The sequence below is a fragment of the Asanoa ishikariensis genome, from assembly GCF_900107455.1.
In the GTDB taxonomy this organism is placed as follows: domain Bacteria; phylum Actinomycetota; class Actinomycetes; order Mycobacteriales; family Micromonosporaceae; genus Asanoa; species Asanoa ishikariensis.
Map to the genome: position 1 here is coordinate 241,087 of NZ_FNQB01000005.1, position 17,043 is coordinate 258,129.

At 71.8% G+C, this 17,043-nt stretch carries 14 protein-coding genes; 5 read left to right on the plus strand and 9 right to left on the minus strand.

Going from position 1 to position 17,043, the window contains the following annotated elements; genetic code table 11:
* Positions 1 to 44: 44 nt before the first annotated feature.
* Positions 45 to 1,535, plus strand: coding sequence for an MFS transporter (locus BLV39_RS38050; protein ID WP_090803434.1), 1,491 nt, complete (start codon positions 45 to 47; stop codon positions 1,533 to 1,535).
* Between the two features lie 3 nt (positions 1,536 to 1,538).
* Here the strand turns inward: BLV39_RS38050 and BLV39_RS38055 are convergent, their stop codons facing one another.
* Together BLV39_RS38055 and BLV39_RS38060 are read right to left on the minus strand one after the other, a co-directional pair.
* Entirely contained in the window at positions 1,539 to 1,937 is a 399-nt protein-coding gene (locus BLV39_RS38055; RefSeq protein ID WP_090803437.1) for a DUF6069 family protein, read from the minus strand.
* The gene (locus BLV39_RS38060) at positions 1,934 to 2,890 is read right to left on the minus strand and encodes an RNA polymerase subunit sigma-70 (protein WP_090803439.1); all 957 of its coding nucleotides are present in this window, start codon (positions 2,888 to 2,890) and stop codon (positions 1,934 to 1,936) included. Before BLV39_RS38060 ends, BLV39_RS38055 begins: the two co-directional genes overlap by 4 nt.
* 91 nt (positions 2,891 to 2,981) lie before the next feature.
* Here BLV39_RS38060 and BLV39_RS38065 point away from each other — a divergent pair, with 91 nt between their 5' ends.
* The gene (locus BLV39_RS38065; RefSeq protein WP_204082967.1) at positions 2,982 to 3,536 is read left to right on the plus strand and encodes a TetR/AcrR family transcriptional regulator; all 555 of its coding nucleotides are present in this window, start codon (positions 2,982 to 2,984) and stop codon (positions 3,534 to 3,536) included.
* A 105-nt stretch (positions 3,537 to 3,641) separates the two neighbouring features.
* Positions 3,642 to 5,075, plus strand: coding sequence for an MFS transporter (locus BLV39_RS38070; protein WP_090803442.1), 1,434 nt, complete (start codon positions 3,642 to 3,644; stop codon positions 5,073 to 5,075).
* On the opposite strand, the gene BLV39_RS38075 is transcribed toward BLV39_RS38070, so the two are convergent.
* The 6 genes from BLV39_RS38075 to BLV39_RS38100 form a co-directional block, all read right to left on the minus strand.
* Positions 5,027 to 6,565 (minus strand): glycosyl hydrolase 53 family protein, encoded by a 1,539-nt coding sequence (locus BLV39_RS38075; RefSeq protein WP_239084032.1) that lies wholly within the window; start codon positions 6,563 to 6,565, stop codon positions 5,027 to 5,029. The two genes, BLV39_RS38070 and BLV39_RS38075, sit on opposite strands and share 49 nt — an antisense overlap.
* 70 nt (positions 6,566 to 6,635) lie before the next feature.
* Positions 6,636 to 7,703, minus strand: a complete 1,068-nt coding sequence (locus BLV39_RS38080; protein WP_239084033.1) for a LacI family DNA-binding transcriptional regulator — start codon at positions 7,701 to 7,703, stop codon at positions 6,636 to 6,638.
* Between the two features lie 55 nt (positions 7,704 to 7,758).
* Positions 7,759 to 9,090 carry a GH1 family beta-glucosidase gene (locus BLV39_RS38085; RefSeq protein ID WP_090803445.1) on the minus strand — a complete coding sequence of 444 codons (1,332 nt, stop codon included), beginning with the start codon at positions 9,088 to 9,090 and terminating at the stop codon, positions 7,759 to 7,761.
* 4 nt (positions 9,091 to 9,094) lie between these two features.
* Positions 9,095 to 10,003 (minus strand): carbohydrate ABC transporter permease, encoded by a 909-nt coding sequence (locus BLV39_RS38090; RefSeq protein ID WP_239084034.1) that lies wholly within the window; start codon positions 10,001 to 10,003, stop codon positions 9,095 to 9,097.
* Positions 10,000 to 10,926, minus strand: coding sequence for a carbohydrate ABC transporter permease (locus tag BLV39_RS38095; RefSeq protein ID WP_090803448.1), 927 nt, complete (start codon positions 10,924 to 10,926; stop codon positions 10,000 to 10,002). The genes BLV39_RS38090 and BLV39_RS38095 overlap by 4 nt, the downstream gene beginning before the upstream one ends.
* Before the next feature lie 3 nt (positions 10,927 to 10,929).
* The gene (locus BLV39_RS38100) at positions 10,930 to 12,291 is read right to left on the minus strand and encodes an ABC transporter substrate-binding protein (protein WP_090803449.1); all 1,362 of its coding nucleotides are present in this window, start codon (positions 12,289 to 12,291) and stop codon (positions 10,930 to 10,932) included.
* A 249-nt stretch (positions 12,292 to 12,540) separates the two neighbouring features.
* Between BLV39_RS38100 and BLV39_RS44555 the strand changes: the two genes are divergently transcribed.
* Positions 12,541 to 13,371 (plus strand): VOC family protein, encoded by an 831-nt coding sequence (locus tag BLV39_RS44555; RefSeq protein ID WP_090803452.1) that lies wholly within the window; start codon positions 12,541 to 12,543, stop codon positions 13,369 to 13,371.
* Positions 13,368 to 14,132 carry an SDR family NAD(P)-dependent oxidoreductase gene (locus BLV39_RS38110; protein WP_090803454.1) on the plus strand — a complete coding sequence of 255 codons (765 nt, stop codon included), beginning with the start codon at positions 13,368 to 13,370 and terminating at the stop codon, positions 14,130 to 14,132. Before BLV39_RS44555 ends, BLV39_RS38110 begins: the two co-directional genes overlap by 4 nt.
* On the opposite strand, the gene BLV39_RS38115 is transcribed toward BLV39_RS38110, so the two are convergent.
* Positions 14,109 to 17,000, minus strand: coding sequence for a glycoside hydrolase family 2 TIM barrel-domain containing protein (locus tag BLV39_RS38115; RefSeq protein WP_090804081.1), 2,892 nt, complete (start codon positions 16,998 to 17,000; stop codon positions 14,109 to 14,111). The genes BLV39_RS38110 and BLV39_RS38115 overlap by 24 nt on opposite strands.
* Positions 17,001 to 17,043 lie beyond the last annotated feature (43 nt).

The window sequence follows — 17,043 nt, forward strand, 5'->3', positions numbered from 1 at the left end:
TGGTTGACGACGTCCATGCGCGGGTGCGGGCAGCCTTGCGAACCATGCGCAAATGGTTGCCCCTGCTCGCGGTCTCGCTGAGCACCTTCATGCTGTTGGTCGACCTGACCATCGTCAGCATCGCGGCGCCGGACCTGGCCCGCGAACTGCACTCGTCGTTCGCCGCCCTGCAGTGGACCGTCGACCTGTACGTCCTCGTGCTGGCCGCCCTGCTGATGGCGGCCGGCTCGCTCGCCGACCGGCTCGGCCGGCGCCGGGTCTTCGTCGTCGGGCTGGTCGTCTTCGCCCTCGCCTCGCTGGCCTGCGGGCTGGCGCCGAACACCGGCGCGCTGATCGCCGCCCGGGGCGTGCAGGGCATCGGCGCCGCCGCCATGCTCGCCACCAACGCGGCGCTGCTGTCGGTCACCTACACGGGCCGGGACCGATCGGTGGCGTTCGGCGTGTGGGGTGCCGCGAACGGCGCCGCGGCGGCGGCCGGGCCGATCCTCGGGGGCGTGCTCACGGAGTACGTCGGCTGGCGGTCGATCTTCCTGGTCAACCTCCCGGTCGCCGCGCTGGCCGTGTTCTTGGCCCGGATCGCACTTCCCGGCGGGCGGGGTCCGACCGGGCGGCTGGACCTGCCCGGCGTGGGCAGCTTCACGGTCGCCGCCTCCCTGGTCGTCTACGGCCTCATCCGGGCCGGCGGCGCCGGCTGGACCGACCCGGTCACCGTCGGCGCGCTGGCCGCCGGCGTGCTGGCGACGGTCGTGTTCGTCGCGGTGGAACGCCGCAGTGCCGACCCGATGCTGGACCTGGCGTTGTTCCGGCGGCCGGCGTTCACCGTGCTGATGCTCGGCGCCGCGGCGCTGACCGCGGCGGCCTTCGCCAACCTGGTGTTCGTGTCGCTGTGGGCGCAGTCGGTGCTCGGTCTGGGTGCGCTGAGCGCGGGTCTGGTGCTGGCGCCGATGGCGGTGGTCGCGTTCGTGGTCGCCGGCGCCGGGGGCCGGTTGCTGCACGGCGTGGCGCCGCGCTACAGCATCGGGTCGGGCCTGCTGCTCGTCGCCGCCGGCACCGCGTTGTGCACGTTGGTCGGACCGGAGTCCGGCTGGGCCGCCCTGGTGCCGGGTTTGTGCGTCACGGGCATCGGGGTGGGCCTGAGCACTCCGGTGCTGGCTTCGGCCGCGCTGTCGGTGGTGCCACCGGAACGGGCCGGCATGGCCAACGGGGCGTCGAACACCTTCCGGCAACTGGGGTACGCGCTGGCGTTGCCCGTTCTGGCCACGGTCGTGACGGCGCGGGCCGAGTCGGTGCTGGCCGGCGCCGTCCCGTCGCCGTCGGCGGTGGCGGAGCGGCTCACCGGCGGGGGATACGCCGAGCTGCTGGGTCAGGCGCCGGCGGCGGTGCTGCGGGCCGCGTACGCCGCCGGCTTGGATCGGATCTTCACGGTCAGCGCGGTCCTGGCCGCCGTCGTGGGCGTCGCGGTCCTGGCGTTGCTGCGTCCGTCGACCCGCCCCGAGCCGACGACGGTGCTGGTAGAGGCGTCGGCGCGGGGCTGATGGTCAGCACAGGCTCCGCACCAGGGCGGGGATCATCACCGCCGCCGCGATCAGGTGCAGCCCGATCAGGGTGGCGGCGGTGGCGGTGTTGGCCCCGACGAGCAGGGGTGGGAGCAACGAGAGCGCGGTCAGCGACACCGCCGTCCACCCGAATCGCTCGGCGGGGCGGGCGCTCCACCGGCGAAGGGCGGCGGCGATGACGATGCCCACGACCGAGAAGAAGCCGGTCACCACGGCGACCCCGGGCAACGGGATCGTCTCGCCGCCGTCGGGGACCTCGAAGTCGACACCGACGGCCCGGGCCAGCGCGGCGGCGAGGGTGGTGGCCGCCATCGCCGCGAGCGTGGCGACGGAGCCGGTGACGGCGAGCCTGGTCCGTCCGCTGACGGTGGTGTCGTTCATGCCGGCAGCCGTTCGGGCAGCCCGAGCCGCGGGAACTGGTCGTCGTGGAACGTGACGATCTCGGCGATCGCCCCGCCTGTGACGCGCAGGACGTCGATCGTCAGCGGCAGGTACGCGTCCTGCTGCTTCCGCCACTGGTAGAAGGCCACGGCGGGCTGCCGGTTCACGGAGGTGGGCACGGTGCGCAGGTTCTTCATGCCCACGAAGCCGTTCTCGACCCAGTCGCTCACCACCGCGTCGCGGCCGATGTGCAGGCCCGGCGTGGGCGGCATCGAGCAGCGAACGTCGTCCCGCAGCAGCGCGGCGAGCCCGTCGATGTCCGTGGCCACGCTGGCGTCGGTGTAGCGACGCACCAGCTCCCGCGTCCCGGCATCCTCCTGCCCGCCGGTCCAGTCCTGCCGCTCGGCGGGCAGGTGCTCACGCATGCCGGCGCGGGCCCGCTGCAGCGCGCTGTTCACGGAGTTGACGGAGTCACCGAGGAGCTCCGCGACGTCCTTCGCCGGCCAGCCGAGCACGTCCCGCAGGATCAGCACGGCCCGCGGACGCGGCGCGAGATGCTGAACCGCGACGAGGTACGCGAGCTCGATCGTCTCCCGCGCGACGGCCAGGGTTTCCGGCTCGTCCGCGCCACCCGCGGGCAGCTCGTCGAGCAGCCGGTCGGGATAGGGCTGGAGCCACCGCACCTCACCGCCGGTCGCGGGCTCGGGGCGGCTCTTGGCGAGCAGATCCAGGCAGGCGTTGGTGGCGATCCGGTAGAGCCAGGCCCGGAACGTCGACCGCCCCTCGAAGGTCTCCCGCCGCCGCCAGGCACGCAGAAACGTCTCCTGCACGGTGTCCTCGGCGTCCTCGAACGACCCGAGCATCCGGTAGCAGTGCACGTGCAGCTCTCGCCGGTGGCGCTCCGCCAGCCCGGAGAACGCCGGCTCGTCCGCCAGCCGCGTGTCCGCACTCATCACGTCATCCTTCCGCCTCATCAAGCCCTGTCCTAGGTATGACGGGAGCGGGCGCGACAACTCATCACTGCCGGGGCGACACAATGACGGTGTGGACCCAGCCGAGACGAGCCCGTTGCGCCGGGCTGACGCCCGTCGTAACCATGAGCGGGTTTTCGCGGCGGCGCTGGAGGTGTTCGGCGAGGCCGGGCTCGAGGGGACCGTGCCGCAGATCGCCGAGCGGGCCGGGGTGGGCAAGGCGACGGTCTACCGGAGCTATCCCACCAAGGAAGATCTTGTGGCGGCCGTGCTCCGTTATCGGCTGGCGGAGTTGGCGGGTTTCACCGCCCCCGCGCTGGATCAGCCGGATCCGTACGCGGTGTTCAGCACCTACGTGCTCCTGCTCTTCGAGCGCCTCGCCGGGGACAGGCTGTTGTCCGAGGTGCTCGGGGACGCACAGCTCCGGAGCACCACCGGTCTGCTCGACGGGCTGTCCGATCTGATGGAGGCGGCCAAGTCGACCGGTCGGGTCCGGGCCGACGCGACCGTGCTCGACCTGCGCGTCGTGCTCTGCGGCATGACGGTGCAACTGATGAAGATCTCGGACCGGGACCCCGCGCTCTGGCGTCGGTACGGCGAGCTGACGCTCCAGGCGCTGCGTCCCTGACCGCTGTGCGTTCGAACACAGGGAGCCCTCGCTGACGTAAACGGACCCGCGAGACCGGTTACAGTCGCCCCCATCCGGACTCTGGAGTCCACTTATGAGGGGACCATGAAAGACACCTTCCCGATGAACCGGGCGCTCGTCGCCATGGGGCTGGGCACCCTCGCGTACGCCCTGGCTCAGACGACCGTTCTGCCGGCCCTGCCCGCCCTCGCGTCCGCGCTGCACACCCAGCCGCAGAACACGACCTGGATGTTGACCGCCTACCTGATCGCGGCGGCGGTCTTCACTCCGGTCTTCAGCCGGCTCGGCGACCTCTTCGGGCGGCGCCGGCTGCTCGTGGTCGTCCTGGTCGTGTTCGCGGCCGGCTCCGTGATCAGCGCACTCTCCGACGACCTGAGCGTGGTCCTGGCCGGCCGCGTGCTGCAGGGTGCGGGCGGGGGAGTCATCCCGCTGGCCGTGGGCATCGCCCGGTCGGCGTTCCCCGCCGAGCGGCGGGCGCGGGCGATCGGCATGATCTCAGCGATCTTCGGCGTCGGCAGCGGGCTCGGCCTCGTCCTCGGCGGCCTGATCGTGGACCACACCTCGTACACCTGGATCTTCTGGATCACCGCCGCAATGGCGGCCGGGTCGGCCGCGGCCGTCCGCCTCGGCATGCCCGAACCCGAGGGGCACTCGACCGGCGGGCGGGTGGACCTGGCCGGCACCGCGCTGCTCGGCATCGGCGTGACGCTCCCGCTGCTCGCGATCAGCCGCGGCAGCGCCTGGGGCTGGGCTTCCGGGCGTACCCTCGGCCTGATCGCCGTCGGGCTGCTGGTGCTGGTGCTGTTCGGCGTGGTGGAACGGCGTAAGGCCCACCCGTTGGTCGACTTAGGACTGTTGACCCGCCCGCCGGTGCTCGTCACGAACATCACGACGTTCCTGGTCGGCTTCGGCATGTTCGGCGCGTTCGTGCTGGTGCCGCAGTTCGCCGAGGCGCCGGTGAGCACCGGGTACGGGTTCGGTGCCGACGCCACCCGTGCCGGCCTGCTCCTGCTGCCCGGGAGCCTGGCCATGATGGCCGGCGGCCCGGTCTCCGCGATGCTGTACCACCGTTACGGCGGCCGTTCCACGCTCGCGGCCGCCGCCGGTGTGACGGCGCTCGGCTCCCTCCTGCTCGCCGTCTCGCACGGCAGCCAGCTCGCGGTCCTGTGCTGGTCGTTCGTCGCTCTGGTCGGCGTGGGCGTGGCGCTGGCGGTGATACCCACGACCGTCGTGCACGCGGTGCCCGCCGCCCGTGCGGCGGAGGCGGCCGGGGTCAACGCCCTGATCCGCTCCGTGGGCTCCTCGATCGGCACCCAGGTCATGGCCGGCATCCTCGCCGGCGGGGTGGCGCTCGGGAGCCCGTTCCCGCACGCATCCGCGTTCACCAGCGCATTCCTGTTCTGCGCCGCCGGCGCCCTCGTGGCCGCCGTCGCCGCTGCCTTCATCCCCCGCGGCGGCCCTGAGCCGGTTCAGAACTCGGCGAAGACCCGCATGGCCGGCAGCGCGCGCCCGGTGTAGTCGAACAGGGCCTGGTTCTCCCAGCCGTCGCCCGACGTCGGGTCGGCCGGGTCCCAGCCGGCGCCGTCGGCCGCCGTCCAGGTCGGCTCCCAGTAGAAGACGCCGAGCGCGCCCGGCACCGCCGCCACCGTCGTGCACAGGTCGCGCAGTGCCCGGGTCTGGCCGGACGGGGTGGCCGGCCAGCCGGCGGTGTCCGCGAGGGCCTGGGTGAAGATGTTCGCCTCGTGGTCCTGCTCGGCGGTGGTGAACCCGTACGCGGTCTCGGTGACCATGATGGGCTTGCCGTAGCGGGTGGTGAGGTCGAGCAGGTTCGCCTGGAGCGCGCCCAGGGTGCCGTGCCAGTAGGTGTAGTGCGACACGGCGATCACGTCGAACGGCACACCGCGGCTGACGGCGTTGTCGAACCACCAGCGGTGTCCGCCGTTGTTGCCGCCCTCGGCCAGATGCAGGACGACCTTGGTCGAGGGCGAGGCGGCGTGTACGGCCTGCGAGCCGGCGGTGAGCAGCGCGGCCAGACCGTCCCAGTTGTCCCACCGGCCGTCCGGCCACAGTAGACCGCCGTTGATCTCGTTGCCGACCTGAGCCATCGCGGCCGGCGTGCCCTGGGCCCGGAGCGCGGACAGCACGTCGTACGTGTGGTCATAGAGCGCCTGCCGCAGGCCGTCGAACGGCAGCGCGGCCCAGGCCGCCGGCTTGTTCTGCTTGCCCGGGTCGGCCCAGGCGTCGGAGTAGTGGAAGTCGACCAGCAGCTTCATGCCCCGCTCGTGTGCCCAGCGGGCCTTGCGCAGCGTGTCGGCCTGGTCGTTGTAGCCATCGACCGGGTCGACCCACACCTTGAGGCGCGCGTAGTTGACGCCGTTGGCGGCCAGCAGGCGCAGCGGGTCGGTCGCCCGGCCCTTCGCGTCGCGGTAGACCGCGCCGTGGTCGACGTTCTTGGTCAGGTGGGACACGTCGGCGCCCCGGATCGCGAGCCGGCCGTCGTGGCCGCCACGGGCCAGCGAGACGTCGTCCATCTGCACCCATCCCTCCTGCCCGCTGGCGGAGGCGAGCGCGATCGTGCAGGCGTGCCGGGTGACCCGGACGCCGAGCGCGACCTGGATCCATGGGTCGGTCGCGGTGCCGGTGCGCGGCACGGCGAGCCGCTGGTCGGCCCCGCCGCAGTCGCGCAGCACGAGATGGGCCGACTCGCCGCTGGAGCGCACCCAGGCCCGCAGGGTGTAGTCGCCGTTCGCGATGCCCGAGAGCCGTTGCGAGGTCTCGACCCGATAGGAGGAGGCGGACGCGTGGGTCAGCCGGAACCCTCCACTGTGGCCATCGGCCTCGACGAGAGCGGCGGCTCTGTCACCGCGCGTCGTCCACCCCGCGGAGCCCGTCTCGAAGCCAGGGTTGGCCATGGCCGGGGCGGTCGGTGGCTTGCCCGCGCCAGAAACGGCGAGGACGGTCGTCGCGGCCAGTGCGGCCGCGCAGATCCGTCGGGGAATGCGGACCACGGCTCCTCCTAGGGGCAGTGTGAGCGCTCACAGGCAAGTTAAGCGCATCGACAACCGTGATGTCCAGAGGTCAGGCCGACTCGCGCACCACGAGCTCGGTCGGCAGGAGCCGGGACGACGCCGGCTCGCGGCGGACCAGACGCAGCAGCACGTCCACCATCTCGCGGGCGACCTGCTCGAGCGGCTGCCGGATCGTGGTCAGCGGCGGGTCGGTCTCGCGGGCGATCCGGGAGTCGTCGAACCCGCCGACCGCGACGTCCTCCGGCACCCGCCGCCCGGCCCGGCGCAGCTCGTCGATGGCCCCCGCCGCGAGCATGTCGGAGGCCGCGAAGACGGCGTCGATGTCCGGGCTCGTGGCCAGCAGCGAGCGCATCGCCGCGACACCGGCGGCGTGGCTGTAGTCGTCCGCGTCGACCACCAGGCGCTTGAGCGCCTTGCGGCCCAGCACGTCGCGGTAGCCCGCCAGTCGCTCGGGCCCGCCGACGACCTGCGGGCAGGCGATCATGCCGATCCGGCGCCGGCCCTGGTCCACCAGGTACTGCGTCATCTCGCGCGCGCCCTGCCGGTCCTCCGCGGCGACGTAGGGGATGCTGACGCCGTGCCCGGCCGGCCGCCCGCAGGCCACGGCGGGCAGCACGCCGCGGGCGAGGTCACCGATGAACGGGTCACCGGCGTGGGCGGAGATCAGCAGGACGCCGTCGACGTGGCCGCCGCGCACGTACCGCAGGACCCGGTCCCGCTCGTCCGCGCTGGACTCCAGCATCAGCACCAGGCTGAAGTCCTGCTCGCCCAGCGCCTGGGTGCAGCAGCGGAGCAGGACGCTGAAGTTCGGGTCCTCGAAGAGCCGTTCCTGCGGTTCCGACAGCACGAACGCGATGGCGTTGGACTGCTTGGTGACCAGGCTGCGGGCGCTCTGGTTGACGGTGTAGCCGGTGGTCCGCATCGCCTGCTCGACCGCCTTGAGCGCGCCCGGGCTGACGTAGTGCGCGCCGTTGAGCACCCGGGACACCGTGCCCCGGGAGACCCCGGCGACCTCCGCGACGTCGTCGATCGTGGGGCCGCGCCGCAGCGCCCGCCGCGCCGCCCCGCGCGACTTCGGGTGTGGCGAGGGGTCGGTGATGTCTGTCGCGTCGGCCACAACGAATCCTCAGGCTGCGGTGGGTCGGGCGCGGTCAGTTTCGCACGTCGACGTTTCACGGGGGCGGCACGGCGTTGGACCGGGCCACCTGGCCGTACCAGCCCGCGCTGGTCTTGGGCACCCGGGACTGGTCGGTGTGGTCGACGTAGACGATGCCGAACCGGGCCGTGAAACCCTCCGCCCACTCGAAGTTGTCGATCAATGTCCACACGAAGTAGCCCCGCACGTCGACGCCCGCCTCGATCGCCGAACGCAGGGCCAGCAGGTGCCGGTGCAGGTAGTCGACCCGCAGCGGGTCGTGCACCTGGCCGTCCGCGCCGACGACGTCCGGGTACGCGGCGCCGTTCTCCGTGATGTAGATCGGCGGCAGCCCCGGATGGCGGGCGGAGAGCCCGACCAGCAGGTCGCGGAGCCCCTCGGGCTGCACAGGCCAGCCGACGGAGGTGACCGGCGTGTTCGGTGGAAGCACGGTCTCGGCCCGCAGGTGCCCGTCCGGCACGGCCCGCACCAGCACCCGCCGGTAGTAGTTGACGCCCAGGAAGTCCAGCGGGGCGCTGATGAGCTCGAGGTCCCCCGGGGCAACAAAAGAGGAGTCCAAGAGGCCAGGCGGGTACGCGCCGGTCAGGATCGGTTCGAGGAAGAGACCGTGGCTGTCGGCGTCGACCCGCCGGGCGGCCGCGACGTCGTCCTCGGCCGGACCGGCCGGTTCGACGGGACTGAGGTCCAGGGTGATGCCTAGCTGACCCCCGCCGGCCCGCAGCCGTTGCAGGCCCAGCCCGTGTGCCAGCAGCAGGTGGTGTGCGGCCCGGTTGCGCTGGTCCAGGTCGCGGATGCCGGGTGCGTGGATGCCGCTCCCGTACCCGGCGTGGCTGGAGACCTTGGGCTCGTTCAGGGTGATCCAGTGCTGCACCACGTCGCCGAGCGCGTCGTGCACGATGCCCGCGTAGTCGGCGAACCGGTACGCGGTGTCGCGGGCGGGCCAGCCGCCCCGGTCCTGGAGGGCCTGCGGCAGGTCCCAGTGGTACAGCGTCACGTACGGCGCGATGCCATTTTCCAGCAACGTTGAAACCAGCCGCCGGTAGTGGTCGAGCCCCTTCTGATTGGCGGCGCCCCGCCCGTCGGGCTGGATGCGCGGCCAGGCGACCGAGAACCGATAGGCGCTCAAACCGAGCGAGGCCATCAGCGCGACATCGGCCGGATAGCGGTGGTACTGGTCGCAGGCGACCGCACCGGTGTCGCCGTTGACGATGGCGCCCGGCACATCGCAGAACGTGTCCCAGATGGACCGTCCCCGTCCGTCGGTGTCGGCGGCTCCTTCCACCTGGTAGGAGGCAGTGGCCGAGCCCCACACGAAACCGGATGGGAACGGCAGTGCTTCTTGCGGCATGTGCTCAGCCCTTCAGTCCGCCGGAGATCATGTCGATCCGCCAGAACCGTTGCAGGAAAAGGAAAAGCGCGATCAGTGGCAGGACGGAGAGGAAGACGCCCATCACCACCAGCGAGTAGAGCACCGGTTGGCTGGAGCTCACGTTGAGCATGGTGAACAGCCCGACGGTCATCGGGAAGCGGTCGCCGTCGGAGATCATGATGTACGGCAGCAGGAAGTTGTTCCAGATCGCGACGAACTGGAGCAGCAGCAACGTCACCATGCCCGGCAGCATCGGCGGCAGCCCGACCGACCAGGCGAGCCGGTACTCGCCGGCGCCGTCGATCCGGCCGGCCTCCAGCAGCTCGTCGGACACCACCGCGGTCGCGTAGATCCGGGCCAGGTAGATGCCGTACGGGCTGATGACGCTCGGCAGCAGCACGGACCAGTAGGAGTTGACCAGGCCGAGCTCGGAGATCAGCAGATACTGCGGCACCGCGAGGGTGATCTGCGGAACCAGCACGCCGGCGAGGATCACGTAGAAGAGCACGTTCCGGCCCGGGAAGCGGTACTTGGCCAGGGCATAGCCGGCCAGCACCGAGACACCGACGGACAGCAGGGCGCCGACACCGGCGTACAGCAGGCTGTTGAGGGCCCACCGCAGGTAGATGCCGTCCTGGTAGCGCAGCAGGTGGGTGAGGTTGTACCAGAAGCCGCCCTCGAAGCTGGGCCAGAAGGAGAACGTCGTGAACAGCTCGGCCGGCCCCTTGGTCGAGGCGACCGCGACCCAGACCACGGGCCCGACGCAGTAGAGCGCGCCCAGCACGAGGATGGCGGTGGGCAGAAGTCGGCCGCCGCCGGGCCTCGGAGACCTGGTGTTCGACTGTTTCGTGCGTCGCGACGAGGTGGTCACACGGTCGGCGGTGAGGCTCACTGGTCGCTCCTGAAGGCTCGGCGCTGCAAGAGGGTGAGCACGCCGATCGACAGTGCGAGCGTGCCCAACGCCAGCACGACGGAGGCGGCGGCCGCGGTGTGGATGTCGCTGTTGACGAACGCGTCGCGGTAGATCGTCATCAGCGGGACCCAGGTCGACGGGATGGAGTCGGACATCGGCTGGAGGGTGGCGGGCTCGCTGAACACCTGGAGGGTGGCGATGATCGAGAAGATGGCGGTCATCACCAGCGCCGGCGTGATGAGCGGGATCTTCACCCGCAGCGCGATCTGGATCTCGGAGGCGCCGTCCACCCGGGCCGCGTCGTACATCTCGCCCGGGATGCCGCGCAGCGCGGTGAACAGGACGATCATGTTGAACCCGACGCCGCCCCAGACACCGATGTTGGCGACCGAGAAGAACACCGTGGACGGTCCGAGGAAGTCCGGCGCCGGCAGGTTCACCGAGGTGAGCACCGACCGGATGGGGCTGAGGCCCGGCAGGTAGAGGAAGCCCCACAGCAGGGACGCGATCACCCCGGGCACCGCGTACGGCAGGAAGATGCCGATGCGGGTGGTCCGCGCGAGCCGGACGCGTGGGGTGTCCAACAGCAGTGCGAACAACAGCGCGAGGCCCAGCATGACCGGCACGACGACGGCGCCGTAGCCGAGCATCCGGACCACCCCGTCGAGGTACGCCGAGTCGGTCAGCACACCTCGGTAGTTCTCCAGCCCGACGAACTGCTCCACCCGCCGGCCGAACCCGCCACCGGTGACCCGCGCGGCGCGCAGGCTGAGGTAGACGGTGTAGCCGATCGGGACGAGCAGGAACGTCACCAGGAGTACGACGGCCGGCGCCACCAGCACGAACGGGGCTGACCCGCCGCGCCGCCGTGCCGGCCGCCGGCCGGTGGACAGTGCGGTCACCGGCTAAGCCCCCTTGACCTGGAAGCCCTGCTTCTTCAGGTCGGCCACGGACGCGGCCTGAAGCTGGTCGACCGCCGCGCCGAAGTCCGCCTTGTCCGCGATGGCCTTGGCGAACAGGTCGCTGTAGCTGCTGTAGGTGACGTTGACGTTCGGCGCCCAGGAGAAGCCACGCGCGGTCTTGGCGATCGCGGCGGCGTCGGCGTAGAACGTCGGCTGGTTGGGCATCATCGCCGGGGGAGCGGACAGCGCCGGTGACGACTGACCGCTGATCGCGGCCGGGTAGATCCCGCCCTCTTTGATCATCGCGGAGGTCGCCTCGGGGTCGGTGTTGAGCCACTTGACGAACTTCTCCGCCTGGGCCCGCTGGCTGGACTTGGCGGAGATCGCGGTCGCGGAGCCGCCCCAGTAGCCCGTGCTGGCCGAGCCGGCGTCCCACTGCGGCAGCGCGGTCATCGCCCACTTGCCCTTGGTGCCGGGCGCGACGCCTTCCAGCACGCCGGCGCCCCAGATGGCGCTGGGCCAGGCGAGCAGCGTGCCGTCGCTCATCTCCTTGTTCCACTCCGGCGTGTACATCGGCTTGCCGGAGAGGACTCCCTCGTTGACCAGGCCACCCCAGAAGGCCGCCATCTTCTTGGTCGGCTCGTCGTTGATGGTGACGTTCCACGTGCCGCTCTCGTTGGCCCACCAGTTGGCGCCGGCCTGCTCGGCGAGCCCGGCGAACCAGCCCGGGTCGCCCGAGGAGAAGGTGGCCAGGTAGGCCTTGCTGTCCTTGGCCCGCACCTGCCGGGCCACGGCTTCGAACTCGGCCCACGTCTTCGGGACGGTCAGGCCGTGCTTGTCGAACAGGTCGGCGCGGTAGTAGAGCATCATCGGGCCGACGTCCTGCGGTATCGCGTGCGTCGTGCCGCCGAACGAGGTCAGGCCCCAGGTCCCCTCGGTGAACTCGCCCTTGATGGTGCCGGCGAGCTCCGTGAGGTCGGCGGTCACGCCGTTGGTGATCAGCACGGGCAGGGCCTGGTACTCGGCGTGGATCAGGTCGGGTGCGTTCCCGGCGCGGTGGGCCGTGAGCACCTTCGTGATCAGTTCCTCGCCCTGGGCCTGCCGGCTGACCGACACCTTCTGCGTCGGGTTCTTGGCGTTCCAGATGTCGACCACTTTTTCGATGTTGGTGGTCCACGTCCAGAAGGTCAGGTTCGCCGGTGCGTCGGGGTCGCCCTTCGGCGGTGCCGATGCCTCTTCGTCGCCGCCGCAGGCGGTGAGCAGGGCCGGCAGTGTCACGGCGGCGCCGATGCCGGCCACGCCGCGAAGGAAGGTGCGCCGCCCGAACGCCTGGGCGTCAACAGAGTTGGTCTTGTCGCGAAGCATATGTGCTCTCCTGAGATCCGGGTCGATAGCGCGGACTGTGAGCGTTCACAGCGTCCAAGTCGGCGTGATCCGTTGTCAAGGCTCTGTTGCGGATTTGTTTCGATGCCTGGTGATCGCCGATCATCTGCCGTTGGCAACGGGATCGTGGTTCGGGCGCGGGTGGGAGCGCGAACGGTGGCGGTGCTGTGAGCGGTCACGTAGCCTGCCCGCACAAGCATTCGGCTACGACGTCCCCCGGAAGGCGGCGCGGTGACCACCGAAGCGATCCCCTCCACCAGACTCCACACCGTCCGGCTCGGTGTCCGCGACCTCGACCGGTCGACCCGGTTCTACCGGGACCTGCTCGGCTTCACCGAGGTACGCGACGGGCTGCTCTCCGCCGGCCCCGCGCTGGTCGAGCTCACCGAGATCGGTCCGGACGGCACCATCGGCGACTGGGTCAACGACGACCTCCAGGGCGGCGTCCGGCACGTCGGGCTGAAGGTCTCCGACGTGGACGATCGGATCCGCCGACTGGAGTCCGCCGGCGTCACCGTGCTCTCGCCGCCCGCCGACGTGCTGGGCGACGTCCGCATCGCGTTCTTCCTCGACCCCGACGGCGCGCGGCTCGAATACATCCAGGGCGCTCTGAACTACCAGGTGGTCCACTCGCCCGACCACGTGGACGCCGAGGCCGCCGACCTGCCCGGCCCGCGCGACGCACCCCGCTTCGACCACGTGGCCGTCACGGTCGCCGACCTGGCCGCGACGTTGCGGTTCTACTGCGACGGGCTGGGCTTCGAGCTGATCGGCCAGATCCGGCACCACGACGACCCGCGCGGGTTCCTGATGACCTACCTGCGGGCCGGGGCGGCGGTGCTCGAGGTGTTCAGCTTCGACGTGCCCACGGGCGGCAACCCGACGCCACCGGCCGAGGCGCCGCTCGTCGGCTTCCGCTCGGTCAGCGTGGCGGCCGAGGACCTGCCGGCCGCGGTGGTGCGGGCCGTCGCGGCGGGCGGCCGTCTGCTCGCCGACCGCGGCACCTCGGCCACCCTGCTCGACCCGGACGGCGTGCTGGTGACGATCAGGAGCCAGTCATGAGCCGGGTCTTCGTCACCGGCTCCAGCGACGGCATCGGCGCCGGGATCGCCGACCGGCTGGCCGCCGGGGGCCACGAGGTGGTCCGGCACGCCCGCGACGAGCGGCGCGCCGCGGACCGCCGGGCCGCCGGCGTCACCGACCGGTTCGTGACCGGCGACCTGGCCTCGCTCGCGCAGACCCGGGCGCTGGCGGAGCAGGTGGCCGCCCTGGGCGAGTTCGACGTCGTGGTCCACAACGCGGGGTGGGTCAGCCGGGCCGAGCAACGGCCGTTGACCGAGGACGGCCTCGAACAGACCTTCCAGGTCAACGCCCTGTCCGCGTACGTGCTGACCGCGCTGCTGCCGGTGCCGAAACGCCTGGTGTACGTGAGCTCGGACTCGATCGTCCGGGCCCGGATCGACGTGGCCGACCTCCAGCACGAGTCGAAGTGGACGGCCGGCGACGCCTACGCCGACTCGAAGCTGGCGATGACCGCGATCGCGTTCGCCGTCGCCCGGCGCTATCCCGGGACACTGTGCAACGCCGTTCATCCCGGCTGGATCGCCACGAAGATGAGCGGCGACGTCGCACCCCTGGACGTCGCCGCGGGCTCGGACACCGCGGTCTGGCTGGCCACGTCGACCGACCCGGCCGTCCTGGTCACCGGTGCGTTCTTCCACGAGCGCGCCCGCGTGACCTTCAACGAGCAGGCGCACGACCCCGCCGTCCAGGACGCCCTCGTGGCGGAGTGCGCGCGACTATCCGGCGTCACCTTGCCCTAGGACGTGGAGCTCCAGGTCGAGGCGGGCCGGCGCCGCTGGCAGTAGGTAGGCCGGGAGCACGCCCGGGCCGCAGGACGCCGACCCGATGCCGTGGTGTCCGGCGTCCAGCGTCAGCCAGGTGTGCCCGTCCGGCCGCAGGTCGGTCGGATGGGCCGCCCGGTCGAGCGCCTCGGTCCGCCACGGGCGCACGGTCAGGCCGAACGGCGCCGGCCCGGACACCCGCACACCGGCGCCCTGCCCGTCGGTGACCGTGGCCCAGCGGACCGCCGCGCGCCGGCCGTTCTCCTGCGGGAACACGTACGGTGTCTGGAGGTCCGTGACCGTGCGGTAGAACCGGCCGACCCGGTTGGCGAGCCCAGTGTCCGGATAGGACTCACCCGGCCCGCGCCCGAACCATTCCACCCCCGTCAGCGTGTCCGGCAGTCCGAACAGGACGCCCAGCATCGGCAGCGGACACGCCCACGGGCCGACGGGCTCGACGGCCACGGCGAGCCCGAGCCGATCGTCACCAAGAGCGGTCCAGGTGTACGTGGCCAGCAGCGCGAGATCCGTGCCCACCGGGGCGACGCGGGTGCGCACCACCAGAGCCTCGTCGGCCACCTCGACCGCGTCCACCCGGTGCCGCAGGTGGTCCAGGCCGAGCGAACGCCAGACCGGCTCCAGCGCCTCGCCGTGCGGTGCCCGGTCGTTGTCGGTCGGCGCCCGCCAGACCTGCAGGGTCGGTCCGGCAACGGCGAACCCGCCCAGGTGGCGCAACCGCCCGTCGCGCGCGTCGAAGAGCCCGGGACCCACCTGGATCCCGTCCGCCGACGAGTGCACGCGCAGCCTCGCCGGAGCCGGCGGGATCGGGTCGGCCGCCACCGCTAGCTGGCTCCACGCCACCTCCTGCCCCGCCTTCGCCCAGGGCTCGTCCGCCGCCAGCACGGCCCGGACGGTCACGAACGCCTCGCCGCGGGTCTGCGGAAGGAGCGGCAGCGTCACCCGGACGCTCGCGCCGGCAGTCACGTCCGGCACGTCGAGGACGCCCCGTGCCACCTCCTGGCCGTCCGCTTCGAGCAGCCAACGGAACTCCAGGTGGGCCAGGTCGCGCACGCCGTAGTGGTTCGCGACGCGCAGCCCGTCGCCGTCGGCGGACATGCGGACCGGCTCGAACACCTTCTTGAGGTCGAGCAGCCCGGGGGAGGGGGTCCGGTCCGGGAACAGCAGGCCGTCCGCGACGAAGTTGCCGTCGTGCTCGATCTCCCCGAAGTCGCCGCCGTACGCGTAGAACTCCTGCCCGTCGGCGGTGCTGGCGCGCAGGCCGTGGTCGATCCACTCCCAGACGAAGCCGCCCTGCAGGCGCGGGTACTTCTCGTACAGGTCCTGGTACTCGCGCAGGTTGCCCGGGCCGTTGCCCATCGCGTGCGCGTACTCCGCGTGGATGAACGGCATCGCGCGGCGCCGGGCGTCCAGCGCCGCGTCCGCCAGCGGCGCCTCGGCGGCCCGTCCGATCGCCTCGACGTCGGCGACGGTCAGGTACATCCGGCTGTAGACGTCGACGTCGCGGCAGGACCAGTCGCGCTCGTAGAGCAGCGGCCGACTCGGGTCGTGCTCCCGGGTCCACCGGGCCATCGCGGCCAGGTTGCGCCCGCTGCCGCTCTCGTTGCCCAACGACCACAACACGATGCTGGGGTGGTTCTTGTCGCGCTCGACCATGCGCCGCATCCGGTCGACGCAGAGCTGCTCCCAGCGCGCGTCGTCGGCGGGGTTGCCGCGCCATTCGGCCAGCCAGAAGCCGTGCGTCTCCAGGTCGCACTCGTCGACGACCCACAGGCCGTACTCGTCGCACAGTTCGAGGAACCGCGGGTGTGGCGGGTAGTGACTGGTCCGGACCGCGTTGATGTTGTGCTGCTTCATCAACAGCACGTCCGCGAGCATGTCCTCCTCGGTCAGCGCCCGGCCCCGGTCGGGGTGGAACTCGTGCCGGTTGACGCCGTTGAACAGCAGAGGTTGGCCGTTGACGGTCAACAGCCCATCGGTGATCGCGACGGTACGGAAGCCGACCCGCAACCGGACCGTCTCGGTGCCGCTGCTGACCGTGGCGTCGTAGAGCCGCGGGCTTTCGGCCGACCAGGGCTCGACGTGTTGGAGCGTCACGAACTCGCCGGCTGCCGCGTCGACACCGAGCTCCGGGACGCGGACCCGCGCAGGGGCGCTGGCGGTGACCCGCAGCGTCCCGGCGCCGGTGCGGTGGTCGTAGCCGGCCCGCACGGTCACGTCGTCGAGGGCGTCTTCGGCGGGCCGGGCGACCAGGTCAACGCCGCGGAAGATCCCGGACAGCCACCACATGTCCTGGTCCTCGAGATAGCTGCCGGCGCTCCACTGCACGACCCGGATCGCCAGGACGTTCGGGGCGCCGGACCGCAGCAGGTCCGTCACGTCGAACTCGGTGACCAGGCGGCTCCCCGTGGTCTGGCCGACCTCGGTGCCGTTGAGCCAGATCCGGGCGGCGGAGTCCACGCCACCCAGCCGCAGCAGGGTCCGCCCCGCCGCCCAGCCGGTGGGCAGGTCGAACACGCGCCGGTAGTCGCCGGTCGGGTTCTCGTCGGGGACCCTGGGCGGGTCGAGCGGGAACGGGTAGCGGGTGTTGGTGTAGGCCGGTGCGCCGTGTCCGTGGAGCTGCCAGTGCGCGGGCACGGGCAGGTCGGTCCAGGCGGCGTCGTCGAACTCGGTGGCAGCGAAGTCGGTCGGTCCGTCGGCCCGGCCTGCGAACCGGAAGCGCCAGAGCCCGTCCAGCGAGAGCGTCTCGGCGTCGCTGTCGCACCACGCCCGGGCCGGACGGGCGGCGGGGCAAGGGCTCAGTGCTTCGTACCAGGCGCTGACGGTCATGCCGAGCACCCTACCTGTGAGCGCTCACAGAGAGCCAGACCTA

Coding starts and splice junctions, on each gene's coding strand:
- BLV39_RS38050 (WP_090803434.1), top strand. CDS start 45: ATGCGCAAATGGTTGCCCCTGCTCGCGGTCTCGCTGAGCACCTTCATG.
- BLV39_RS38055 (WP_090803437.1), bottom strand. CDS start 1,937: ATGAACGACACCACCGTCAGCGGACGGACCAGGCTCGCCGTCACCGGC.
- BLV39_RS38060 (WP_090803439.1), bottom strand. CDS start 2,890: ATGAGTGCGGACACGCGGCTGGCGGACGAGCCGGCGTTCTCCGGGCTG.
- BLV39_RS38070 (WP_090803442.1), top strand. CDS start 3,642: ATGAAAGACACCTTCCCGATGAACCGGGCGCTCGTCGCCATGGGGCTG.
- BLV39_RS38085 (WP_090803445.1), bottom strand. CDS start 9,090: ATGCCGCAAGAAGCACTGCCGTTCCCATCCGGTTTCGTGTGGGGCTCG.
- BLV39_RS38100 (WP_090803449.1), bottom strand. CDS start 12,291: ATGCTTCGCGACAAGACCAACTCTGTTGACGCCCAGGCGTTCGGGCGG.
- BLV39_RS38110 (WP_090803454.1), top strand. CDS start 13,368: ATGAGCCGGGTCTTCGTCACCGGCTCCAGCGACGGCATCGGCGCCGGG.
- BLV39_RS38115 (WP_090804081.1), bottom strand. CDS start 17,000: ATGACCGTCAGCGCCTGGTACGAAGCACTGAGCCCTTGCCCCGCCGCC.